We start from the raw sequence: 20,322 nt of genomic DNA on the forward strand, positions 1-20,322 counted from the left end.
CGGACGGCGGGAGTTCCTGACTCACCTGCCCCGGGCGGGGTGGGCTCACAGTGGCGGGACCGCGCCGGATTCGCACCGGCTTCCTCCCCTGTCGCCGTCGTGGCGGTGGCGGACCAGGTGATCCGCCGAGGAGCATAGTAAGGGTCACCGGGAGAGGGCGGGGCATACATTCGGCGGGATGGTGGGTATGCTCGCCGCCGTGTCCACGCCATCCCTCCCACCGTCGTCCCAGGCCACAGCCGTCTCACGGGACCGCGGTGACGCCTGCCCGGGTGCGCTGCGCCTGCACGCGGCGGACGACGGCGCACTCGCCCGGATCCGCGTTCCCGGGGGTGCGCTGCGGGTCGATCAGGCCGGTGCGCTTGGGCTTGTGGCGCAGGAACTCGGCGACGGGGAGCTGCACCTGACCTCGCGGGGCAACGTCCAGCTGCGTGGGCTGCCCACGGGCTGTGGTGCCGAGTTGGCGCAGCGGCTGGAGTCGGCCGGACTGCTGCCGTCGTGGCGGCACGAGCGGGTGCGCAACGTCGTGGCGTCGCCGCTGTCCGGGCTGGACGGGCACGGATTCGCCGATGTCCGGGCGTGGCTGCGGGAGTTGGACGGGCTCGTCTGCGCGAGTGAGGCCGCGGCCGGGCTGTCCGGGCGGTTCCTCTTCGCGCTCGACGACGGGCGCGGGGACGTGGCGGCGCTGGGTGCGGACGTGACATTGGAGGCCACGCCGGACGGGGGCGCGTGGCTGCGGATCGGGTCGTCGGATTCCGCCGCGCTCGTGGACGCCGAGAACGCGCCCCGGGCCGCGTTGCTGGCCGCCGAGGTCTTCTTGGAAGCGAGTGCCGGCCAGGCCTGGAGAGTGGCTGAACTACCGGGATCGGGTGAGGAGTTGGCGCGGGAGGTCGCACGGCGCCTGCGGACCCCGGAGGTCCGGGGCGCCTCTGCCCGGCCCCGGGCCGGGGAACCGCCGCCCGGTCCGGTCACCCGCCCCGACGGCACGACGAGTCTCAGTGTGCTCGCCCCGCTGGGCCGTCTCACCGCCGCCCAGTGGGCCGAGGTGACAGCCGCCGCGTCCGGCGAACTGCGCATCACCCCGTGGCGCGGGGTGATCCTCCCCCTGGTCCCTGCCGAACGGCTCCCCGGGCTCGACGCCGTCGGTCTGATCACCGGCCCGGCTTCCCCCTGGCTCGGCGTCGGCGCCTGCATCGGACGGCCCGGTTGCGCCACGTCGCGGGCGGATGTCCGCACGGAGGCGGCAGCGGCGCTCACAGCGGGCGGCGGGCTCCCGGCGTACTGGTCCGGCTGCGAGCGGCGCTGCGGCCGGCCGCGCGGCGACCACGTGGACGTCGTCGCCGCCCCGGACGGCGGCTACCGGATTTCCGTCGTCCGCACCAGCCGTGTCCTGACCACGTTCACGGCCGACGCCCCTTCCGCTCTCGCCGCCGCTGTGGCGGCGGCCCGTACGCATGACCAGTAGGAGCACGGTGTTCGAGTACGAGAAGGACGGCGCGGCGATCTACCGCCAGTCGTTCGCCACCATCCGCGCGGAAGCGGACCTCGGGGGGCTGCCCACCGATGTCGGCCAGGTCGCGGTCCGGATGATCCACGCCTGCGGGATGGTCGACCTCGTGCGGGACATCGCGTACACGCCCGGCGTGGTGGCCCGCGCCCGGGAGGCGCTGCGCGCGGGCGCTCCCGTCTTCTGCGACGTGCAGATGGTGGCGAGCGGCGTGACCCGCAAGCGGCTGCCCGTCGGCAACGATGTGCTGTGCACCCTCTCCGACCCGGCCGTGCCCAAGCTCGCGGCCGAGCTGGGCACCACGCGCAGCGCCGCCGCACTGGAACTGTGGCGGGACCGGCTGGAGGGCGCGGTCGTCGCCGTCGGCAACGCGCCCACCGCGCTGTTCCGCCTCCTGGAGATGATCGAGGCGGGCGCGCCCCGGCCCGCCGCCGTCATCGGTGTCCCGGTCGGGTTCGTCGGCGCCGCCGAGTCCAAGGACGCCCTGACCGAGCACCCGTCCGGACTGGAGCACCTGGTCGTCCGTGGCCGCCGCGGTGGCAGTGCCATCGCCGCTGCCGCGCTCAACGCGATCGCGAGTGAGGAAGAGTGAGCGGGAAGCTGTACGGCGTCGGGCTCGGCCCCGGCGACCCGTCCCTGATGACCGTGCGCGCGGTGGAGGTCATCGCCGAGGCGGACGTGATCGCGTACCACAGTGCCCGGCACGGACGCTCGATCGCCCGCTCCATCGCGGCGAAGCACATCCGCGCCGACCACGTCGAGGAGCCGCTGGTCTACCCGGTCACGACGGAGACCACCGACCATCCCGGCGGCTACCGGGGCGCCATCGACGACTTCTACGCCGAGGCGTCCGCCCGGCTCGCCGCGCACCTCGACGCCGGCCGGACCGTGGCGGTCCTGGCGGAGGGCGACCCGCTCTTCTACGGCTCCTACATGCACATGCACAAGCGGCTCGCCGACCGCTACGACACCGAGGTCATCCCCGGTGTCACCTCCGTGTCGGCCGCCGCGGCCCGCCTGGGCACCCCGCTCGCCGAAGGCGAGGAGGTGCTGACCATCCTGCCGGGCACGCTGCCCGAGGAGGAGCTGACCGCCCGGCTCGCGTCGACGGACGTGGCCGTCGTGATGAAGCTGGGACGCACCTTCACCAAGGTGCGGCGGGCGCTGGAGGGTTCGGGGCGGCTGGGCGAGGCCCGGTACGTCGAGCGGGCCACCATGAGCGGCGAACGCCTCGCCGAATTGGCCGCCGTGGAGCCGGAGTCGGTGCCGTACTTCTCGGTCGCCGTCCTGCCGAGCCAGGTCGACGCCGAGCCCCCCGCACGGGAGCACGGGGAGGTCGTGGTGGTCGGCACCGGGCCCGCCGGACCGCTGTGGCTGACGCCCGAGACACGCGGCGCGCTCGCCGCCGCCGACGACCTGGTCGGCTACACCACCTACCTGGACCGGGTGCCAGTACGCCCCGGCCAGCGCCGCCACGGATCCGACAACCGGGTCGAGGCCGAGCGCGCCGAGTTCGCCCTCCAGCTCGCCAAACGGGGACGGCGGGTGGCGGTCGTCTCCGGCGGCGACCCGGGCGTCTTCGCGATGGCCACGGCCGTGCTGGAGGCCGCCTCACAGAAGCAGTACGAGGATGTCCCGGTGCGCGTGCTGCCGGGTGTGACCGCGGCCAACGCCGCTGCCGCGCGGGCAGGGGCTCCGCTGGGGCACGACTACGCGACGATCTCCCTCTCCGACCGGCTCAAGCCCTGGGAGGTCATCGCCGAGCGGCTGCGCGCCGCTGCCTCGGCGGACCTGGTGCTGGCCCTGTACAACCCGGGCTCGCGCAGCCGCACGTGGCAGGTGGGCAAGGCCCGCGACCTGCTGCTGGAGCACCGGGCGCCGGAGACTCCGGTCGTGGTCGCCCGGGACGTCGGCGGCCCTGGTGAGGGGGTGCGGATCGTGCGGCTGGCCGACCTCGATCCGGCCGAGGTCGACATGCGTACGATCCTGCTGGTCGGCTCCTCCCAGACGCAGGTCGTACGGCGCGGCAGCGGCGAGGAGGTCGTCTGGACGCCGCGCCGCTATCCCGAGCAGGGCAGTTCCTAGAGGCCGAAGGCGCCGCCCTCGACGAGGATGAGCACGCCGAGCGCGATGAGGACGAGGGGGAGCAGGACGTGCCCCCAGCGGCTCAGGGCACGGGCGACGACGGGCCGGGTCGCGAAGAACCGGCCCGCCAGGCACCACACACCGACCAGGACCAGGAAGACGACGGTGTAGACGGTCATGCCGCCGACTCCGACGGTGGCGAAGACGGGGACGTAGACGCCGATGTTGTCGCCGCCGTTGGCGAAGGTGACGGCGGCGACCTCCAGCGGGCGCGGGCCGCCCGCACGCCCTTCCTCGCCCTCTTCCGTGTCGTCGCCGCGCCCTCGCCATGTCTGCCAAGCGGACTTGATTCCCAGAGCGAGCGGAAGCAGGCCGAGGTACGGGATCGCGCTCCCGGGCAGGAAGGTCGCGCCGAACGCCGCCGCGACCGCCACCGCAAGGATGGCGGCGAAGCCCAGGTACTGCCCGAGCACGATCCGCCGGGCCTCGCCACGCCCGCCCGCACCCTGGGCGAAGAACAACGACAGGATGAGGATGTCGTCGATGTTGGTGACGGCGAACAGGCCGACGGCCTGCCCGATGATGCCCAGGTTCACTGACCAGCCCGTTCCGGTGGGGACGACGATGCCCGGGCGACTCTACGCGGTGCTACTCGGCGCCCTGTTCGACGGGCGCGGGCCCCTGGGCCAGCCCCGCCGTCCACTTCTCCTCGATCCGGCCGACCTTCCACACCAGCAGGGCGATCGCCCAGGTCGCGAAGAACAGTCCGACGATGACGTAGCCGATGATGTTCAGGTCGAGACCGGAGACCCAGTCCCAGAAGGCGCCGTGCAGGCCGGCCTTCTCCGCGACCAGGCCCAGCAGCTCGACCGTGCCGATGATGAGCGCGACGGCCACCGACAGGCCGGTGATGGTGAGGTTGTAGTAGACCTTGCGGACCGGCTTGGAGAACGCCCAGCCGTAGGCGAAGTTCATGAACGAGCCGTCGATCGTGTCGAGCAGCGACATGCCCGCCGCGAACAGGATGGGCAGGCACAGGATCGCGTACCAGGGCAGCCCGGAGGCGGCGCCCGAACCCGCCAGGACCAGCAGGGCGATCTCGGTGGCGGTGTCGAAGCCGAGGCCGAACAGGACACCGAGCGGGTACATCTGCCACGGCTTCGTGATCGACTTCATCACCTTGCCGAGGATGCGGTTCATGAAGCCGCGGTTGTTGAGCTGCTCCTCCAGCGCGGCCTCGTCGAAGTGGCCGGAGCGCATCTGCCGGAACACCTTCCAGATACCCGCCATGATCACCAGGTTGATGATCGCGATGACGTAGAGGAAGGTCCCGGAGACGGTGGTGCCGATCCAGCCGGTGACGCTGTGCAGGGTGGAGTCGTCGTTCTCGACCGGTCCGGCCAGCGCCTTGACGCCGAGGGAGAGCAGGAAGGCGAGCGCGAAGACGATCGTGGAGTGACCGAGGGAGAACCAGAAGCCGACCGACAGCGGGCGCTGGCCCTCGTTCATCAGCTTCCGGGTGGTGTTGTCGATCGCGGCGATGTGGTCGGCGTCGAAGGCGTGCCGCATGCCGAGGGTGTAGGCGGTGACGCCGATGCCGATGCCGAAGGTCTTGGTGCCCAGGCTGTAGTGCTCCGGGGCGACGATCGCGACCAGCGTGAACCAGCCGATGACGTGCAGTGCCAGGATGAAGGCGGCCATCCCTCCGACACTGGCCCACTCCTTTCGGGTCATGGAGGTGCGGATGCGGTGCCACGAGATGCCGCCCCGCCCGGCTGGGGAGGCCGGGCTGGCGGAATCGGGAGCGGTGGTCATGGGGACGTGGGCCTTACTTCTCGGCGTACGGCTGTTTTCAGCCGCGCCTTCCAGGCTTCTGCGTATGGGTTGCAACTACAAGTCGATGGCGGTAAAGCCCGTGTCAGCTTTCAGTCAGTGTCCGGGAAAGTGCGCAGGTCGCGTCCCCGCCTGACCCACCGGAGCGCCTGTTCCGCGTCTTGCACGGCCTGCACGCCCTCGGGGGCCTGCGGCCTGCGTACGACGACGACGGGCAGCCCGGCCTCCCGGGCGGCTGTCAGTTTCGGCGCGGTGGCCGCTCCCCCGCTGTCCTTCGTCACGACGACGTCGATGCGGTGCGCGCGCAGCAGCTCGCGTTCCCCGTCGAGGGTGAAGGGGCCTCGGTCGAGCAGCACCTTCATGCGGGGCGGGGTGGGCGGCTCGGGCGCGTCCACGGACCGCACGAGGAACCACAGGTCGGTGAGGTTCGCGAAGGTCGCGAGCCCCATGCGCCCGGTGGTGAGGAAGACGCGCCGGCCGAGCGCGGGCAGCAGCGCGGCGGCCTGTTCCAGCGAGTCGGCCTCGTGCCAGTCGTCCCCCTTCGCCGGGACCCAGCCGAGGCGCCGCAGGGCGAGCAGGGGAACATGGACGGCAGTGGCGGCCCGTGCCGCGTGGAAACTGATGGTCCCGGCGAAAGGGTGTGTGGCGTCGATGAGCGCGTCCACCTCGTGCTCGCGCAGCCACCCGGCCAGCCCCTCGGCGCCGCCGAAGCCGCCCACCCTGACCTCGCCGGGCGGCAGCCGGGGCGCGGCCACCCGCCCGGCCAGCGAGGTCGTCACCCGCAGCCCGGGCGAGGGGTCGGCCGCCAGGAGTTCGGCGAGGCGGCGGGCCTCGGTGGTGCCGCCCAGGATCAGCACGTGCACGAGAGTTCGGTTCCCTTCATGAATGAGCCCACGGGCGCGCGCGGCGCCCAGCTGAAGCACACCGGTCTGCGGCCCGGCTGGACCACCGGCGCCTGCGCGACCGCGGCGACGACGGCCGCGTACACCGCGCTGCTGACCGGCGAGTTTCCCGACCCGGTGACGGTCACGCTGCCCAGGGGGCAGACGCCGTCGTTCGCCCTGGCGGCGGAGGAGCTGACGGACGGCGCCGCCATGGCCGGGGTCGTGAAGGACGCAGGCGACGACCCGGACGTCACGCACGGGGCGCTGATACGGGCGAGCGTGCGGCGGCTGCCGGCAGGGACCGGTGTCGTTTTCAAGGCGGGTCCCGGCGTGGGCACGGTCACCCGGCCCGGCCTTCCCCTGCCCGTCGGTGAGCCGGCCGTCAACCCGGTGCCCCGCCAGATGATGCGCGACCACGTCGCCCGGGTCGCCGCCGCGTACGGCGGCAGCACAGACGTGGAGATCACCGTTTCCGTCGACCATGGCGAGGAGATCGCCCGCTCCACCTGGAACCACCGCCTCGGGATCCTCGGCGGGCTGTCGATCCTGGGGACGACCGGGATCGTGGTGCCGTACTCGTGCTCGGCGTGGATCGACTCCATCCGGCGCGGCGTCGACGTGGCACGGGCAGCCGGGCGGACCCACGTGGCGGGCTGCACCGGCTCGACCTCGGAGAAGACGGTCGTCGCCGCGTACGGCCTCCCGGAGGACGCGCTGCTCGACATGGGCGACTTCGCGGGCGCGGTACTGAAGTACGTCCGCCGCCACCCCGTCGACCGCCTCACGATCTGCGGCGGCTTCGCCAAACTGTCGAAGCTGGCGGCCGGCCACCTGGACCTGCACTCCGCCCGCTCCCAGGTCGACAAGGGCTTCCTCGCCGAACTGGCCCGGCACGGCGGCGCGGACGAGGCCCTGGTTGCCGAGGTGGCCGACGCCAACACCGGACTGGCCGCCCTCCAGCTGTGCGCGGCGGCCGGGGTCCCGCTCGGCGACCTGGTGGCCATCACCGCCCGTGACGAGGCGCTGGCCGTGCTGCGGGGCGCGCCCGTCGCAGTCGACGTGATCTGCATCGACCGGGCGGGGACGATCGTGGGTCGCAGCGAGGTCGCCGGACCTGCGGTCAGCCGGTCCTGAACCACAGTTCCGGTCGTTCCCAGGTGACCTTCGGCGGTGTCGGAGGCACTGTTCCCGCCCGTTCGGCGCCCACGCTCCGATAGAACCCCTCGGCCTGCGGGTGGGAGACCACGCGGACGCCGCTCAGGCCGACCTGCCGGGCCCGGTCGAGCATGTGCTCGACAAGGAGCCGGCCGATGCCCCTGCCCTGGGCATCGTCCGCGACGAACAGCAGGTCCAGCTCCGGGACGTCGGGCCACAGGGAGTAGAAGCCCAGCAGGCGCCCCTCGCCGTCCTCGGCCAGGAAGACCTCGTGCCGGGCGACGTCCTCCGCCGTGACCCGGTACCCGACGATGATCGGGGCGTACTGCCCCTGATATGCGCCGGACGCATGCACCATGCCCGTGAGACGCTCGGCGTCCTCGGCGACCGCCCGACGGATCACCAGGTCAGCAGACATGCCGCTCGCGCTCCGGCGAGTACAGGTGGCTGTCCCGGAACTGCTCCGCGCCCAGCGTCCGCCCGACCATGATCACGGCCGTGCGCAGGACTCCGGCCTCCTTCACCTTCCCGGCGATCTCGTCGAGCGTGCCCCGGATGATCACCTCGTCCGGGCGGGAGGCGTAGGCGACCACGGCGGCCGGACAGTCGGCGCCGTAATGCGGCAGCAGTTCGCCCACCACGCGGTCCACGTACTTGGCGGCCAGGTGCAGCACGATGAGCGCGCCGCTGCGGCCGAGGGTGGCCAGGTCCTCGCCCTCAGGCATGGCGGTGGCGCGGTGGGCGACTCGGGTGAGGATCACGGTCTGGCCGACCGTCGGCACGGTCAGCTCCCGCTTCAGGGAGGCCGCGGCTGCGGCGAAGGCGGGCACGCCGGGGACCACCTCGTAGGGCACCCCGGCCGTGTCGAGGCGCCGCATCTGTTCGGCGACCGCACTGAACACGGACGGGTCCCCGGAGTGCAGTCGCGCCACGTCGTGCCCCTCCTCGTGGGCGCGGATCAACTCGGCGGTGATCTCGTCCAGGTCGAGCTGGGCGGTGTCCACCAGCCGTGCGTCCGGCGGGCATTCGGCGAGCAGTTCGCGCGGTACCAGACTGCCCGCGTACAGGCAGACCTGGCAGGCGGCGAGCGTACGGGCGCCACGCACCGTGATCAGGTCGGCGGCGCCGGGACCGGCGCCGATGAAGTACACGGTCATCTGTCTGCTCCTGGAAGGGGGTTGACGGTGGTCCGGGCGGCTTTGCGGGCGGCCCACTGGGTGACGGGCATCGCCTGCCGCCAGCCGGTGAAGCCGCCCACGGGCACGGCGTGCGCCACCGCGAGCTTCACCAGCTCACCGCCGTGGCGGCGGTAGGCGTCGGCGAGCAGCGTCTCCGACTCCAGCGTCACGGTGTTGGCGACGAGGCGTCCGCCGACGGGCAGTGCTTCCCAGCAGACGTCGAGGAGGCCGGGTGCGGTGAGGCCGCCTCCGATGAACACCGCGTCCGGCGGCGGGAGTTCGGCCAGGATGCCGGGTGCGGCGCCGGTGACGACGGACAGTCCCGGTACGCCGAGCCGGTCGGCGTTGCGGGTGATGCGTTCGGCGCGCACCGGGTCGCGTTCGACGGTGACCGCCCGACAGGAGGGGTGTGTGCGCATCCACTCGATCGCGATCGAGCCCGACCCGCCGCCGATGTCCCACAGCAATTCACCGGGTGCGGGCGCGAGCACGCCGAGTGTGGCGGCGCGGACGTGTCGTTTGGTGAGCTGGCCGTCGTGTTCGTACGCCTGGTCCGGCAGTCCCGGTGCGGCGCCGAGGCGCAGGGTGTCCGGGGCGCGGCGGCACTCGACGGCGACGATGTGGAGGGGGTCGCAGGGCTCGTCGCGCCAGTCGTCGGCGGTGGCCGGGGCGGTTGTACGTTCCTTCGCACCGCCGAGCTGTTCAAGCACCCGCATCCGGCTCGGCCCGAAGCCACGGTCCCGCAGCAGTGCGGCGACCTCACCGGGAGTGGTGGCGTCCGCGCTGAGCACGAGGATCCGCCGGCCCCCGTGCAGGGAAGCGGCCAGGCGGGCCACGGGCCGGCCGACGAGCGTGACGACCTCGACGTCCTCCAGCGGCCAGCCGAGGCGCGCGCAAGCCTGGGAGACGGAGGAGGGGTGCGGCAGGACGTGCACGGCACCGGCGCCGAGGACCTCGGTGAGGGCGCGCCCGATGCCGTAGAACATGGGGTCTCCGCTGGCCAGCACGGCAACCCGGCGACCAGTGTGCGCGGCGAGGAGGCCGGGAACCGCGGGCCGCAGGGGTGAGGGCCAGCAGATCCGCTCCCCCGTGCACTGCGGCGGGAGGAGGTCCAGCTGACGCGGGCCGCCGATGAGGACGTCGGCGTCGAGCAGGGCGGTGCGGGAGGTGTCCGGGATGCCCCTCCAGCCGTCGGCTCCGATCCCGACGACGGTCACGGCGGCGGGCAGGACGGGGCGTTCGGGGGTCACTGCTCGACACCTCGGGTCCGGGGACAGACAAACACGCACTCTACGGGCGGTGACCTGCACACCCCTGAAGGGGTACACACGACCACCCGACCTATTGCACACTACTTGCAATAACTTTCAGAGTGCAGGAAGGGTGGGCGATGGCTTCTCCGATCGTGCTCGGCATCGAGTCGTCCTGTGACGAGACCGGAGCCGGGCTGGTCCGCGACGGGCGGCTGCTGGGGCATGCGGTGGCGTCGAGCATGGACGAGCACGCCCGTTTCGGCGGGGTCGTGCCCGAGATCGCCTCCCGGGCGCACCTGCACGCGCTGCGCCCGGTCGTCCGGCAGGCGCTGGACGAGGCCGGCCTGGCGCTGTCCGATGTCGGTGCCGTGGCCGTCACCACCGGGCCGGGACTCTCGGGTGCGCTCCAGGTGGGCCTTGCCGGGGCGAAGGGGATCGCCTACGCGCTGAGTGTGCCGCTGTACGGTGTCCACCACCTCGCCGGTCATGTGGCCGCCGACACCCTGGAGCACGGCCCGCTGCCGGATCCCTGCATGGTGCTGATCGTCTCCGGCGGCCACACCTCCCTCCTCCTCGTCCGCGACCTGGCCCGCGATCCGATCGTCCACCTCGGCGACACCCTCGACGACGCCGCCGGGGAGTGCTTCGACAAGGTCGCGCGGGTCTTCGGGCTGCCGTATCCCGGTGGTCCGGCCATCGATCGGGTGGCGTGCGCGGGGGATCCGCGCGCTGTCCCCTTCCCCCGCCCGCTGCCGGGGTCGTACGACTTCTCCTTCTCGGGGCTGAAGACGGCCGCCGCCCGCTGGGCCGAGGGGCACGTGGGCCGCGAGCTGCCGGTGGCCGACGGGGCGGCGTCGCTCCAGGAGGCGGTCGCCGACGTGCTGACCCGCAAGGCGGTTGCGGCCTGTCGCGAGTACGGCGTGGGGACCCTGGTCGTGGTGGGCGGGGTCGCCGCGAACTCCCGGGTGCGGTCGCTGGCCGAGGAGCGATGCCGGGCCGCCGGGATCACGCTGCGTGTGCCGCCCCTGAAGCTGTGCACGGACAACGGCGCGATGATCGCCGCGGTCGGTGACCTCCTCGTACGGGCCGGAGTCGATCCCGCACCGCTGGACGTGTCGATCGACCCGTCGGCGCCTCTGGAGTACGCCTGCCTGCACCCGGTCTCGGCAGGGACGGTGGCGGCCTGATGAGCGACATCCGCATCTTCAAGGGCGCCGAAGTGCGCGCGTACTCAGGCGCCTTGCACGACGTCTACGTCGAGGCGTTCTGCGCGCCGCCGTGGAACGAGGACGAGGAGAAGGCGATCGAATTCCTGGGCCGGCTGGTCAACGACGTCCGGCGTCCCGGCTTCACCGCCGCGCTCGCCTTCGCGGGTTCGGACGTCGTCGGCTTCGCCACGGCCTGGACGACCCGCGCCCCCTTCCCCACCGACCGCTGTTATCCCCAGGCCGCCGCCGGCCTCGGCCCCGACCGCACCATGGCCTGGCTGGTCGGCGCCCGCGAGATCGACGAACTCGCGGTCCGTCCGGCGGCCCGGGGCACGGGCCTGGCCGGCGAACTGCTGGAGGCGGTGACGGCGGACGCCCCCGACGGCCGCTCCTGGCTCCTCACCTCCGTCCGGTCGCCCCGGGCCATGTCCTTCTACCGCCGCCAGGGCTGGACCCAGGCCACCCACCCCTCCCTCGACGGCAAGGGCATCGCCGTCTTCCTCGGACCGCGCCACCCCGCCCGCTCCCTGGCCCCCCAACCGCTCTGAGAACCCGAAGCCCCGTCCTGCGCACCGCCGGGCTCCGGCGCCGCCTCCTCACCGAGCGGGGCCACACCGTCGTCGTCGGCGGGGGCCGCCCAAGCTGGAGGATTCCGATCATGGCTGTGGAAAACGGCCTCGGGACCCCGCATTCCGACGTCGGGGCCCGGCATCCCGACTTCGGCCGTCTGATCCGGGACGAAGCGACCGACACTGTGGTCTGTCATGTGTGCGGGCGGGCCTTCCGCTCGCTCGGGGCGCATGTCCGTGTCCACGACATGACGGCGGCGGAGTACCGCCGGGAGTTCGGTCTGCTGCGCACCCGGGCGCTCAGCGCGCGTTCCCTCTCCCGGCAGCAGTCCCGCACCCGCCTCGCCGGATACCGGGCGTCGGAAGAAGCCCGGACGCGCTTCGCGGCGGGACGGGCGATGGCCCGCTCGGGCGAACTGGCCCGCAGACGCTGGAACACCGGCGCACGGCGCCGACCGGACTCGGAGGAGCTACGGCAGGCCCGGCGGGAAAGCCTGGACGCGGGCCGCCGCACCCAGACCCGCGCCGCCGGTGAACGAACGGCCGCCGCACTGCGGGCCGGGGGATTCACCGACCTCGGGCAGGCGCTGCGGACCGTGTACGCCGACCAGCAGCGCAGCATCGAGGACACGGCCCGCATCCTCGCCATCGGCAGGAACCGGGTGCGACGGCTGCTGACCGAGTACGGCATCCCCGTCCGCCCCAGCGGACAGAACTCCGCCGACGGGCGACGCGCACGCGTCCGACTGAACGACGGTGCCGCCGCCGAACGCGTCGGCGCACAGGACATCAGGGTGTGGCTGCGCGAGCGGACGGCCGAGGGCGCCACGCTCCGGGAGCTGGCGGCAGCCACCGGCCGCAGCATCCCGTGGGTGGCGGCCCGGATCGGTGCACGGTGATCGCTCTACGCGACGGCTGTCATGGTGGCGAACACCACGACGTTGTTGGGGTAGTAGTGCCGGTCCGCGTCGAACTCGCCGCCGCAGGTGACCAGGCGCAGCCCCGCGTAGTCGAGGTTCTTGTACACCTCCAGGGTGGGGAACGCCGCCTTCTCGTACTCCTCGACCCGCTCCACCGTGAAGGTGACGGTCCTGCCGTCCTCGCGTGAGACCTCGACGGTGTCACCGGCCTTGACGGTCTTCAGCTTCTTGAAGACCGCGTCCGCGCCGTTCCAGGTGACGTGCCCGGCGATCACCGCGGGCCCTTCCGAGCCGGGGGTGGGTCCGGGTTCGTACCAGCCCGCCAGATCCGGGTCCTTCGGGGTCGTCATCGCCCCCTTCTCGTTCTGCCCCAGCGTCTCCAGTGCGCTCGACACACCGAGGGAGGGAATGGTGACCTTCGTCGGCACCGACCTGTCCAGGGCGGCGATGGCCTGGGCACCGCCCGAGCCCGCAGCCGGTGTCTGAACGCCGCCCGTGCCCAGGTCCGTGGTCTGGCCCGGAGAGGTCTGCGAGCCCGCTGTGTCCTGGCCCGCGCAGCCGGTGAGGAGCAGGACCGCCGCTGCGGCGGCGATCAGAGCGGCGCGGCCCCGCCTTCCTTCCGCCCGTGTACTGCTGCCGCCGGAGCGGTTCACGCGGCACCCCCGGTCTCCGCCGCCGCTGCGGCACGGGACGTGGCCTCGATCCGCCGGCGCGTGACGACGAAGACGCCCGCTGCCGTCGCCGAGGCTGCGGCGGCGGTGCCGATCAGCATTCCCGGGGACATGCCGCCCGCGCCGGAGGACCCGCTGCCGGTCTCGATCCCGCCGACCGGGACGGACCCGACCGCCGCGCCCTTGACCTCGCCGCAGTTGGTCGGAGCGGTCGCCTCCTGCGGCAGCTTCGGGTCGAGTTCACTTTTGCCTGCGCCGTCGAAGTCGTACTTGTCGTTGCCGTTCTTGTCGATGCCGTGCTGCACGACGTGCAGGTCCTTGATGTGGTCGATCACGTCCTGCGAGACGGGGATGGTCCGCTTGTAGGAGATCTTCCCCTCCTTGTCCGCCACCGGCATCCGGTCGACCGCGAGCCCGCTGGTCGCCGCGTCGGTGTCGCCCGAGACGGTGAGCGCGATGTTGATGTCGCCGTAGTGGACGGTCGCCTCGGTGTTGTTCAGGATCCCGTCGCCATTGGTGTCGGCGCTGTCGTCCGGGCACACGAAGTCGTGCCCCTCGGTGGACCCGTGCAGGTGCTGCGCCGAGGGCTGGCCCGGCACCATGCCCTCGGACTTGATCCACACCGTCAGCTCCGTGCCGCGGGCGCTCAGCAGGACCGTCCCCTTGGAGCCGGAGTCGTTCAGCTGCTCCAGGTCGATCTGGTAGGCCGGGGTGTCCTCCTCCGCGAACACCGGGGCCGAGGCCGCCACCCCGAGCAGGGCAGCCGGAATTGCGGCGAGTACCGCGAGACGGGCGGTGCGCTTGGCTGTCACGTTCATTCCTTTTCCGCGGCCCCCGGAGCCGGGTGACCGCATCTCGTACGGCTTCCGCATGGCACCGCCTCTTATTGCGAACGATACGCAGTTACCCATCTAACGCAAGAAGACTCGCGCGCGTTCAACACCCCATCGCCAAGACCTGCCTCGGGCGGGAAGCGGACTGACGCCCGCCGACCTTGGGTAGCCCTGTTGTCGCACATAACTCGCAACAACAGTTCGATCGCAACAAGGGTGTGAGGCTGATGACGATCCGTCGGATACGAGGTGCCGCCGTCACGGCGGCGATGGTCACCGGGCTCGCCGCCTGCTCGGCGCCCGGCAGCAGTGAAGAAGGCAGCAAGGACTCCGACTCCGTCGTGATCGGGGTGGCGTCCGAGCCGGACACCCTCAGCCCCCTGCTCGGCTACGGCAAGGACGGCAACTCCAAGATCTTCGACGGCCTGCTCGCCCGCGACGCCGACCTGAAGCTGAGACCCGCCCTGGCGAAGGCCCTCCCCGAGGTGGCCGCCGACGGGCTCACCTACACCTACACCCTGCGCGACGGCGTCGAGTTCAGCGACGGCGAGCCGCTCACCTCCGCCGACGTGGTCTTCACCTACGACACGATCCTCGACACGAAGACCAACAACACCGCCCGCAGCGAACTGGACGCCATCAAGGACGTACGGGCGGACGGCGACGACAAGGTGGTCTTCACGCTGAAGTACCCCTACGCGCCGTTCGCCGGGCGCACGGTCCTGCCCGTCGTCCCCGAGCACATCGCCGGAGCGCAGGACCCCAATACCGGCTCCTTCAACACCAAGCCGGTCGGCACCGGCCCGTACGTCCTCTCCACCTGGAGCAAGGGCGAGAAACTCACCTTCAAGGCCAACCCGAACTACTGGTGCGGGAAGCCGACGGTGAAGACGTTCACCATGGCCGTCATCTCCGACGACAACGTACGCGCCACCCGCCTGCGCTCAGGCGACCTCGACGGCGCGATCCTCCCACCCAACCTCGCCGCCACCTTCAAGAACGACAACGGGCTGAAGACGTACGACGCCAAATCCTACGACTTCCGCACCGTCACCCTCCCCCAGGAGAACAAGGTCACCGCCGACCGCGCGATCCGGCAGGCCCTCGACGCCGCCGTGGACCGCAAGGCCATGGTCGACAAGATCCTCGACGGCGCGGGCCGGCCCGCGTACGGGCCCCTCCCCGTCGACGACCCCTGGTTCGCCAAGGACATCGAGCGCGCCCAGGACATAGGCAAGGCCCAGCGGATCCTGGACCAGGCCGGCTGGAAGACCGGAGACGGCGGCATCCGCGCCAAGGACGGCCGACGGGCCGCGTTCACGCTCCTCTACCCCTCCGGCGACAAGGTCCGCCAGGACCACGCCCTCGCCTACGCCTCCGACGCCAAGAAGGCCGGCATCGACGTGAAGGTGGAGAGCGCCACCTGGGAGGTCATCGAGCCGCGGATGAAGAACGACGCCGTCCTTGCCGGCTTCGGCAGCACCGGCGACCCCGACTTCGGCCTCTACACCCTCCTGCACTCCTCCCTCGCCGGCGACGGCTTCAACAACATGGCCCGCTACGACGACCCCGGCGTGGACAAGGCCCTCGACACCGGCCGCCGCAGCTCGGACACGGCGACGCGAAAAGCCGCGTACGAGACGCTGCAGCGCGAGCTGGTGAACAACCCCGGCTACACCTTCCTCACCCACATCGACCACCTCTACGTCCTCGCCGACCGCTGGAACGGACTCACCACCCAGCTCGAACCGCACGAGCACGGCTTCGCCAGCGGCCCCTGGTGGAACATCGAGGACTGGCAGCCCAAGAAGTGACCGCCGCATCCCTGCCCTGGGGAGCGATGGCACGCCTGGCGGGGAGGCGGCTGCTGTTCGCCGCCCCCATCCTCCTGATCGTCACCTTCGGCGTGTTCGCCATCGCCGCCGCATCCCCCTTCGACCCCGTCCGGGCGTACGCCGGCACCGCCGCCCTCGGCGCCGACCAGGAAACACTGGACCGGCTGCGCGACAACCTCGGCGTCGACCAGCCCGTCACCGCCCGCTGGTGGCACTGGCTGACCTCCGCCCTCGGCGGAGACCTCGGCCAGTCCAGCGTGCTGCGCCAGCCGGTCGCCCAGGTGATCGGCGAACGCCTGGTGTGGTCCTCACTGCTGTGCGCGGTCGCGTTCGTGGCCGCCGTGCTGACCGGCACCCTGCTGGGGGTCCTGGCCGCACGGCGGCCGGGCTCCTGGCTGGACCGGGGCGTCACCTCGCTCGCCTACACCCTGGAAGCCGCACCGGTCTTCTGGATCGCACTGCTGGCCGTCTGGCTCTTCGCCCTCCAGTTGGACATGCTCCCGGCGGGTGGCCTGACGGACACAGCCAGCGAGCAGGTCACGCCGGGGCAGGTAGCGAGCCACCTGGTCCTGCCCGCCGGGGTGCTCGCCGTATCTCAACTCCCCTGGTTCACCCTCTACGTACGCCAAGGAGTCACCGACGCCCTCGCTGAGGACCCGGTACGCGGCGCCCGCGCCCGGGGCCTGAGCGAACACACCGTCCTGCTCGGCCACGCCCTGCGCTCCGGACTGCTCCCGGTACTGACGCTGATCGGCTCCCGCGTCCCCGAACTCATCACCGGCGCCCTGCTGGTGGAGACCGTCTTCAGCTGGCCGGGCATCGCGGCGGCCACCGTCGAGGCTGCCACCGCCGTCGACTTCCCCCTCCTCGCCGCCCTCACGACGCTCGCCACCGCCGCCGTCCTCGCCGGCAACCTGCTCGCCGACCTGCTCTACGGACTGTTCGACCCGAGGGTGAGGTTCAGTGACATGTGACTCTCCGGCTCCCGACCCGGCCATCTGGCGGTCGCACGGGACGACGCGCCGCTCCACGCGGACCATCCGGGTGCGTACCTCCGTCGCGCTGGTCATCGCGACGGTGCTCGCCGTGCTCCTCGTGCCACCGCTGGTCCAGCTCGACCAGCAGGCCGTCGACCTCGCCGCCAAACTCCAACCCCCCTCCTGGGTACACCCGTTCGGCACGGACGACGTCGGCCGGGACCTGCTGCTGCGGTGCGTCTACGGGCTGCGGGTCTCCCTGCTGGTCGGGGTGGCCGCGGCGCTCACGGCCACCGTGATCGGCACCGCGGTCGGCGCTGCCGCAGGGGCGCTGGGCGGCTGGGCGGACCGCGGCCTCATGCGGTTGGTCGACACGTTCTCGTCCGTGCCCCACCTGCTGCTCGGCATCTTCATCGTGGCCATGTTCCGGCCCGGCGTGTGGCCGGTGGTGGTCTCGGTCGCCCTCACCCACTGGCTGTCCACGGCCCGGATCGTGCGCGCGGAGGTGCTGTCCCTGCGCTCCCGCCCCTACATCGACGCCGCCGTCTCCGGCGGCGCGTCCCGGTGGCGCGTCGCGGTACGACACCTGCTGCCCGGCGTGCTGCCCCAGGCCGCGCTGGCCGCCGTACTGATGGTGCCGCACGCCATGTGGCACGAGTCGGCCCTGTCCTTCCTCGGCCTCGGCCTGCCCACCCACATGGCCAGCCTCGGCAACCTCATCCAGAGCGCACGCGGCTCACTGCTCGCCGGACAGTGGTGGCCGACCCTCTTCCCCGGCCTGTTCATCATCATCCCCACCCTCGCCATCGCCGGCCTCGCCGGAGCCTGGCGGGAACGGATCAACCCTCGCCGCCGATCGGAGCTCATGCTGTGACCCAGCCACCCCCGATCCTCTCGGTCCGCGGCATGTCGGTGCGCTTCCTGATGCCGGGCGGTCGCCGCATCGCCGCGGTCACCGACGCCCGCTTCGACGTCGCGGCCGGCGAATGCCTCGCCCTGATCGGCGAGAGCGGCTGCGGCAAGTCCGTCCTCGCCTCCGCCCTCCTCGGCCTGCTTCCGGCCAACGCCCAGACCGCGGGCGAGGCCCGCCTCGGCGACCTCGACCTGCTCGCCGCCGACGAGCAGACGCTGTCTCGGACCGTACGGGGCCGACGCATCGGCCTCGTACCGCAGAGTCCGGCCGCACACCTCACACCCGTCCGCACCATCCGCTCCCAACTGGAGGAGACGGTCACCGCGCTGACGGACGTCCGAGGCCGCACGGCCGTACGCAAGACCACCGAAGCAGCCGCAGCCCGGACGGCATTCCCCTCCGACCACCTCGACCGCCACCCCCACGAACTCTCCGGCGGCCTCGCCCAACGCGCCGCCACCGCCCTCGCCCTCGTCGGCGACGCACCTCTCCTGCTGGCCGACGAACCGACCACCGGACTCGACCGCGACCTGGTGGAACACACGGTCGACGAACTGCGCCGCCACATCGACGACGGCGCCCGGGCCCTGCTGATGATCACCCACGACCTGGCAGCCGCCGAACGAATAGCCGACCGGGTCGCCGTCATGTACGCGGGCCGCATCATCGAGATCACCGACGCCGACGCGTTCTTCGGCACTCCCGGCCCCCGCCACCCCTACAGCCGCGGCCTGCTCAACGCCCTGCCCGACCGCGCCTTCACCCCCATCCCCGGCATGCCCCCGGAACTCGGTGACCTCCCCGACGGCTGCGCCTTCGCACCGCGCTGCGACCGGGCAACGGGCGCCTGCGCCGCGATGCCTCCTCTCACCGGCACCGTCGCCTGCCACCATCCGCACATCTCAGAGGACGTCCGTGCTTGAACTGCGCGCCATCACCGCCGGATACGACCGACACAGCCCCGTGGTTCGGGATGCCTCCCTGACGGTCGAGCCGGGCGAATCCGTCGGCCTCCTCGGCCCTAGCGGCTGCGGCAAATCCACCCTCGCCCGCGTCACCGCACTCCTCCACCGCCCTGACTCCGGAACCGTCCTCCTCGACGGCAGCCCGGTCCGACGCTGGCGCCACCGCGCCCCCCGCGAACAGCGCACAGCCTTCGGCGCCGTCTTCCAACAGCCGAGACTGTCCGCAGACCCCCGGCTGCGGCTCAGGGACCTGATCGCCGAGCCCCTGCACGCCTCGGGCCACCGCGACGCACCCTCCGAGCGGGCCGCCGAACTCGCCGCCACCGTCGGCCTGACCACGGACCTTCTCGGCAGACGCCCCCACGAGGTCAGCGACGGCCAACTCCAACGCGCCTGCCTCGCCCGCGCCCTCGTCCTGCGTCCGCGTTGGCTGATCTGCGACGAGATGACCGCGATGCTCGACGCGTCGACAACTGCCGCACTGGTCAGAGCAGTCGAGGACTACCGACGGTCGACCGGCGCGGGCCTGCTCGCCGTAGGGCATGACCGCACCCTCCTCAACCGCTGGTGCGACCGCACCATCCACTGGGAGACACTCCGAGGCTGACCATGCGCCGCCGGGCCAACCCGACCTCAGCCGCACCCCCACCGCCTGCGCTGTTGAGCCTCCCCAAGTCGGCCCAGCCTTGGACGCCACGCTGTTGCCGACCACGCTCGCACAGCCCGGACACCGACGCCGTCCAGGCTGCCCGGATGCGGCACCTCCCAGACTCTCCGGAGGGCCTCTCCTCAAGGCCTGAGTCCACTCGGACACCGTGCAGGACTCCCTACCCACCGTCGTCGCCTCTGATCACCCAGCTGACCTGCAGCAATCCGCTGCTCGCGGCGAAAGGAAGGTGAATTCGACCCGGATTCGCCCCCGCCCCTTCCCCACGCGGACATCGACCAGCTTTGATCTGCAGTAATACAACTTCTGCTGCTGTACCGGCCGTATGCCGCCGGAGAAACGCCAGAGGGGCTCCACAAAAGAAGCGATAAGGACATGTCTCGCAATTGAATGGTCGGGGATCAACACCGACCGACACCGCAGGCACACGGCCTGATGGCTGTCCCCGTTGTCGGCGGGCAGCGGAACGACGCCTCGCATCAAGGCTCTCACCAGGGATTTTCCAAGCACTCTTCCGTGACACGGAAGCCGTATTGCGCCCCCGCACAACCCTTCCCGACGATGTCGCCACGACCCAACGACGGGAGCCGAACACCATGCCGCACACGACCGCCTTCGCCAGGAACCAGTGGTACAGCTAGCGCATCTTTCTGACCTGCGCTGATGTGGGGGCGATGAGGCTGTGACCTGCTAGGACGGGTTGCAGAGGCGAGCGGAGGCAGTCAGAGGAAATCGCTCTGATTCGACCCCGGTTCGACCCGGGTCGCTCGGAGGCAGTCAGAGGCATCAGCCCCTGAAACTGGCCTTTGAGGGACCTGAGTTGGCCGGTGTGGATCACGGTTGGGCGACTCTGGCGGTGCTCTGTTTCG

At 71.8% G+C, this 20,322-nt stretch carries 20 protein-coding genes and 1 riboswitch; of the genes, 12 read left to right on the forward strand and 8 right to left on the reverse strand.

Annotation, left to right across the window (positions count from 1 at the left end):
• Positions 1–10 precede the first annotated feature (10 nt).
• A riboswitch (cobalamin riboswitch) is annotated at positions 11–86 on the reverse strand.
• A gap of 101 nt (positions 87–187) precedes the next feature.
• From ABZ490_RS36825 to ABZ490_RS36835, 3 genes are read left to right on the forward strand one after another with little or no spacing between them, the layout of a single operon-like run.
• Complete coding sequence (locus tag ABZ490_RS36825) at positions 188–1,465, forward strand: cobalamin biosynthesis protein CobG (protein WP_359000556.1); 1,278 nt, start codon at positions 188–190, stop codon at positions 1,463–1,465.
• On the forward strand, positions 1,455–2,099 hold the full coding sequence (locus tag ABZ490_RS36830; RefSeq protein WP_359000468.1) for a precorrin-8X methylmutase: 645 nt from the start codon (positions 1,455–1,457) through the stop codon (positions 2,097–2,099). The genes ABZ490_RS36825 and ABZ490_RS36830 overlap by 11 nt, the downstream gene beginning before the upstream one ends.
• Positions 2,096–3,592, forward strand: a complete 1,497-nt coding sequence (locus ABZ490_RS36835) for a precorrin-2 C(20)-methyltransferase (RefSeq protein ID WP_359000471.1) — start codon at positions 2,096–2,098, stop codon at positions 3,590–3,592. The genes ABZ490_RS36830 and ABZ490_RS36835 overlap by 4 nt, the downstream gene beginning before the upstream one ends.
• On the opposite strand, the gene ABZ490_RS36840 is transcribed toward ABZ490_RS36835, so the two are convergent.
• The 3 genes from ABZ490_RS36840 to ABZ490_RS36850 all read right to left on the reverse strand — a co-directional run bounded on the left by ABZ490_RS36840 (position 3,589) and on the right by ABZ490_RS36850 (position 6,288).
• Positions 3,589–4,188, reverse strand: coding sequence for a cadmium resistance transporter (locus ABZ490_RS36840; protein ID WP_359000474.1), 600 nt, complete (start codon positions 4,186–4,188; stop codon positions 3,589–3,591). The two genes, ABZ490_RS36835 and ABZ490_RS36840, sit on opposite strands and share 4 nt — an antisense overlap.
• 52 nt (positions 4,189–4,240) lie before the next feature.
• Positions 4,241–5,326 carry a HoxN/HupN/NixA family nickel/cobalt transporter gene (locus ABZ490_RS36845; RefSeq protein ID WP_359000477.1) on the reverse strand — a complete coding sequence of 362 codons (1,086 nt, stop codon included), beginning with the start codon at positions 5,324–5,326 and terminating at the stop codon, positions 4,241–4,243.
• A gap of 191 nt (positions 5,327–5,517) precedes the next feature.
• Positions 5,518–6,288, reverse strand: a complete 771-nt coding sequence (locus ABZ490_RS36850) for a cobalt-precorrin-6A reductase (RefSeq protein WP_359000480.1) — start codon at positions 6,286–6,288, stop codon at positions 5,518–5,520.
• An 18-nt stretch (positions 6,289–6,306) separates the two neighbouring features.
• Here ABZ490_RS36850 and ABZ490_RS36855 point away from each other — a divergent pair, with 18 nt between their 5' ends.
• Positions 6,307–7,443 (forward strand): cobalt-precorrin-5B (C(1))-methyltransferase, encoded by a 1,137-nt coding sequence (locus ABZ490_RS36855; protein ID WP_359000483.1) that lies wholly within the window; start codon positions 6,307–6,309, stop codon positions 7,441–7,443.
• On the opposite strand, the gene ABZ490_RS36860 is transcribed toward ABZ490_RS36855, so the two are convergent.
• The 3 genes from ABZ490_RS36860 to cbiE are packed head-to-tail and all read right to left on the reverse strand — an operon-like array spanning position 7,430 to position 9,892.
• On the reverse strand, positions 7,430–7,882 hold the full coding sequence (locus ABZ490_RS36860; RefSeq protein WP_359000487.1) for a GNAT family N-acetyltransferase: 453 nt from the start codon (positions 7,880–7,882) through the stop codon (positions 7,430–7,432). The genes ABZ490_RS36855 and ABZ490_RS36860 overlap by 14 nt on opposite strands.
• Positions 7,872–8,621: a precorrin-4 C(11)-methyltransferase gene (gene cobM / locus ABZ490_RS36865; RefSeq protein ID WP_359000490.1), complete on the reverse strand. Its 750-nt coding sequence runs from the start codon at positions 8,619–8,621 to the stop codon at positions 7,872–7,874. Before cobM ends, ABZ490_RS36860 begins: the two co-directional genes overlap by 11 nt.
• On the reverse strand, positions 8,618–9,892 hold the full coding sequence (gene cbiE, locus ABZ490_RS36870) for a precorrin-6y C5,15-methyltransferase (decarboxylating) subunit CbiE (RefSeq protein WP_359000493.1): 1,275 nt from the start codon (positions 9,890–9,892) through the stop codon (positions 8,618–8,620). Before cbiE ends, cobM begins: the two co-directional genes overlap by 4 nt.
• Before the next feature lie 140 nt (positions 9,893–10,032).
• Between cbiE and tsaD the strand changes: the two genes are divergently transcribed.
• The 3 genes from tsaD to ABZ490_RS36885 all read left to right on the forward strand — a co-directional run bounded on the left by tsaD (position 10,033) and on the right by ABZ490_RS36885 (position 12,571).
• On the forward strand, positions 10,033–11,082 hold the full coding sequence (tsaD, locus tag ABZ490_RS36875; protein WP_359000496.1) for a tRNA (adenosine(37)-N6)-threonylcarbamoyltransferase complex transferase subunit TsaD: 1,050 nt from the start codon (positions 10,033–10,035) through the stop codon (positions 11,080–11,082).
• Positions 11,079–11,651, forward strand: a complete 573-nt coding sequence (locus ABZ490_RS36880) for a GNAT family N-acetyltransferase (protein ID WP_359000560.1) — start codon at positions 11,079–11,081, stop codon at positions 11,649–11,651. The genes tsaD and ABZ490_RS36880 overlap by 4 nt, the downstream gene beginning before the upstream one ends.
• Before the next feature lie 110 nt (positions 11,652–11,761).
• Positions 11,762–12,571, forward strand: a complete 810-nt coding sequence (locus ABZ490_RS36885) for a MucR family transcriptional regulator (RefSeq protein WP_359000499.1) — start codon at positions 11,762–11,764, stop codon at positions 12,569–12,571.
• Positions 12,572–12,576: 5 nt separating this feature from the next.
• On the opposite strand, the gene ABZ490_RS36890 is transcribed toward ABZ490_RS36885, so the two are convergent.
• Together ABZ490_RS36890 and ABZ490_RS36895 are read right to left on the reverse strand one after the other, a co-directional pair.
• Positions 12,577–13,245 (reverse strand): class F sortase, encoded by a 669-nt coding sequence (locus tag ABZ490_RS36890; protein ID WP_359000501.1) that lies wholly within the window; start codon positions 13,243–13,245, stop codon positions 12,577–12,579.
• Positions 13,242–14,075, reverse strand: a complete 834-nt coding sequence (locus tag ABZ490_RS36895) for a hypothetical protein (RefSeq protein WP_359000504.1) — start codon at positions 14,073–14,075, stop codon at positions 13,242–13,244. Before ABZ490_RS36895 ends, ABZ490_RS36890 begins: the two co-directional genes overlap by 4 nt.
• Before the next feature lie 248 nt (positions 14,076–14,323).
• Here ABZ490_RS36895 and ABZ490_RS36900 point away from each other — a divergent pair, with 248 nt between their 5' ends.
• The 5 genes from ABZ490_RS36900 to ABZ490_RS36920 are packed head-to-tail and all read left to right on the forward strand — an operon-like array spanning position 14,324 to position 19,393.
• A complete protein-coding gene (locus ABZ490_RS36900; protein WP_359000507.1) occupies positions 14,324–15,910 on the forward strand; it encodes an ABC transporter substrate-binding protein in 1,587 nt (528 codons plus the stop codon).
• A gap of 26 nt (positions 15,911–15,936) precedes the next feature.
• Positions 15,937–16,905 (forward strand): ABC transporter permease, encoded by a 969-nt coding sequence (locus ABZ490_RS36905; RefSeq protein WP_359000563.1) that lies wholly within the window; start codon positions 15,937–15,939, stop codon positions 16,903–16,905.
• Positions 16,895–17,782, forward strand: coding sequence for an ABC transporter permease (locus tag ABZ490_RS36910; protein WP_359000510.1), 888 nt, complete (start codon positions 16,895–16,897; stop codon positions 17,780–17,782). The genes ABZ490_RS36905 and ABZ490_RS36910 overlap by 11 nt, the downstream gene beginning before the upstream one ends.
• Positions 17,779–18,744: an ABC transporter ATP-binding protein gene (locus ABZ490_RS36915; protein ID WP_359000513.1), complete on the forward strand. Its 966-nt coding sequence runs from the start codon at positions 17,779–17,781 to the stop codon at positions 18,742–18,744. The genes ABZ490_RS36910 and ABZ490_RS36915 overlap by 4 nt, the downstream gene beginning before the upstream one ends.
• Positions 18,737–19,393, forward strand: a complete 657-nt coding sequence (locus tag ABZ490_RS36920) for an ATP-binding cassette domain-containing protein (RefSeq protein ID WP_359000516.1) — start codon at positions 18,737–18,739, stop codon at positions 19,391–19,393. The genes ABZ490_RS36915 and ABZ490_RS36920 overlap by 8 nt, the downstream gene beginning before the upstream one ends.
• Positions 19,394–20,322 lie beyond the last annotated feature (929 nt).

This window comes from Streptomyces sp. NPDC005811, from assembly GCF_040630405.1.
Classification (GTDB): Bacteria; Actinomycetota; Actinomycetes; order Streptomycetales; family Streptomycetaceae; genus Streptomyces.

Coding starts and splice junctions, on each gene's coding strand:
- ABZ490_RS36825 (WP_359000556.1), top strand. CDS start 188: ATGCTCGCCGCCGTGTCCACGCCATCCCTCCCACCGTCGTCCCAGGCC.
- ABZ490_RS36830 (WP_359000468.1), top strand. CDS start 1,455: ATGACCAGTAGGAGCACGGTGTTCGAGTACGAGAAGGACGGCGCGGCG.
- ABZ490_RS36845 (WP_359000477.1), bottom strand. CDS start 5,326: ATGACCCGAAAGGAGTGGGCCAGTGTCGGAGGGATGGCCGCCTTCATC.
- ABZ490_RS36855 (WP_359000483.1), top strand. CDS start 6,307: ATGAATGAGCCCACGGGCGCGCGCGGCGCCCAGCTGAAGCACACCGGT.
- ABZ490_RS36860 (WP_359000487.1), bottom strand. CDS start 7,882: ATGTCTGCTGACCTGGTGATCCGTCGGGCGGTCGCCGAGGACGCCGAG.
- cobM (WP_359000490.1), bottom strand. CDS start 8,621: ATGACCGTGTACTTCATCGGCGCCGGTCCCGGCGCCGCCGACCTGATC.
- tsaD (WP_359000496.1), top strand. CDS start 10,033: ATGGCTTCTCCGATCGTGCTCGGCATCGAGTCGTCCTGTGACGAGACC.
- ABZ490_RS36885 (WP_359000499.1), top strand. CDS start 11,762: ATGGCTGTGGAAAACGGCCTCGGGACCCCGCATTCCGACGTCGGGGCC.
- ABZ490_RS36900 (WP_359000507.1), top strand. CDS start 14,324: ATGACGATCCGTCGGATACGAGGTGCCGCCGTCACGGCGGCGATGGTC.
- ABZ490_RS36905 (WP_359000563.1), top strand. CDS start 15,937: ATGGCACGCCTGGCGGGGAGGCGGCTGCTGTTCGCCGCCCCCATCCTC.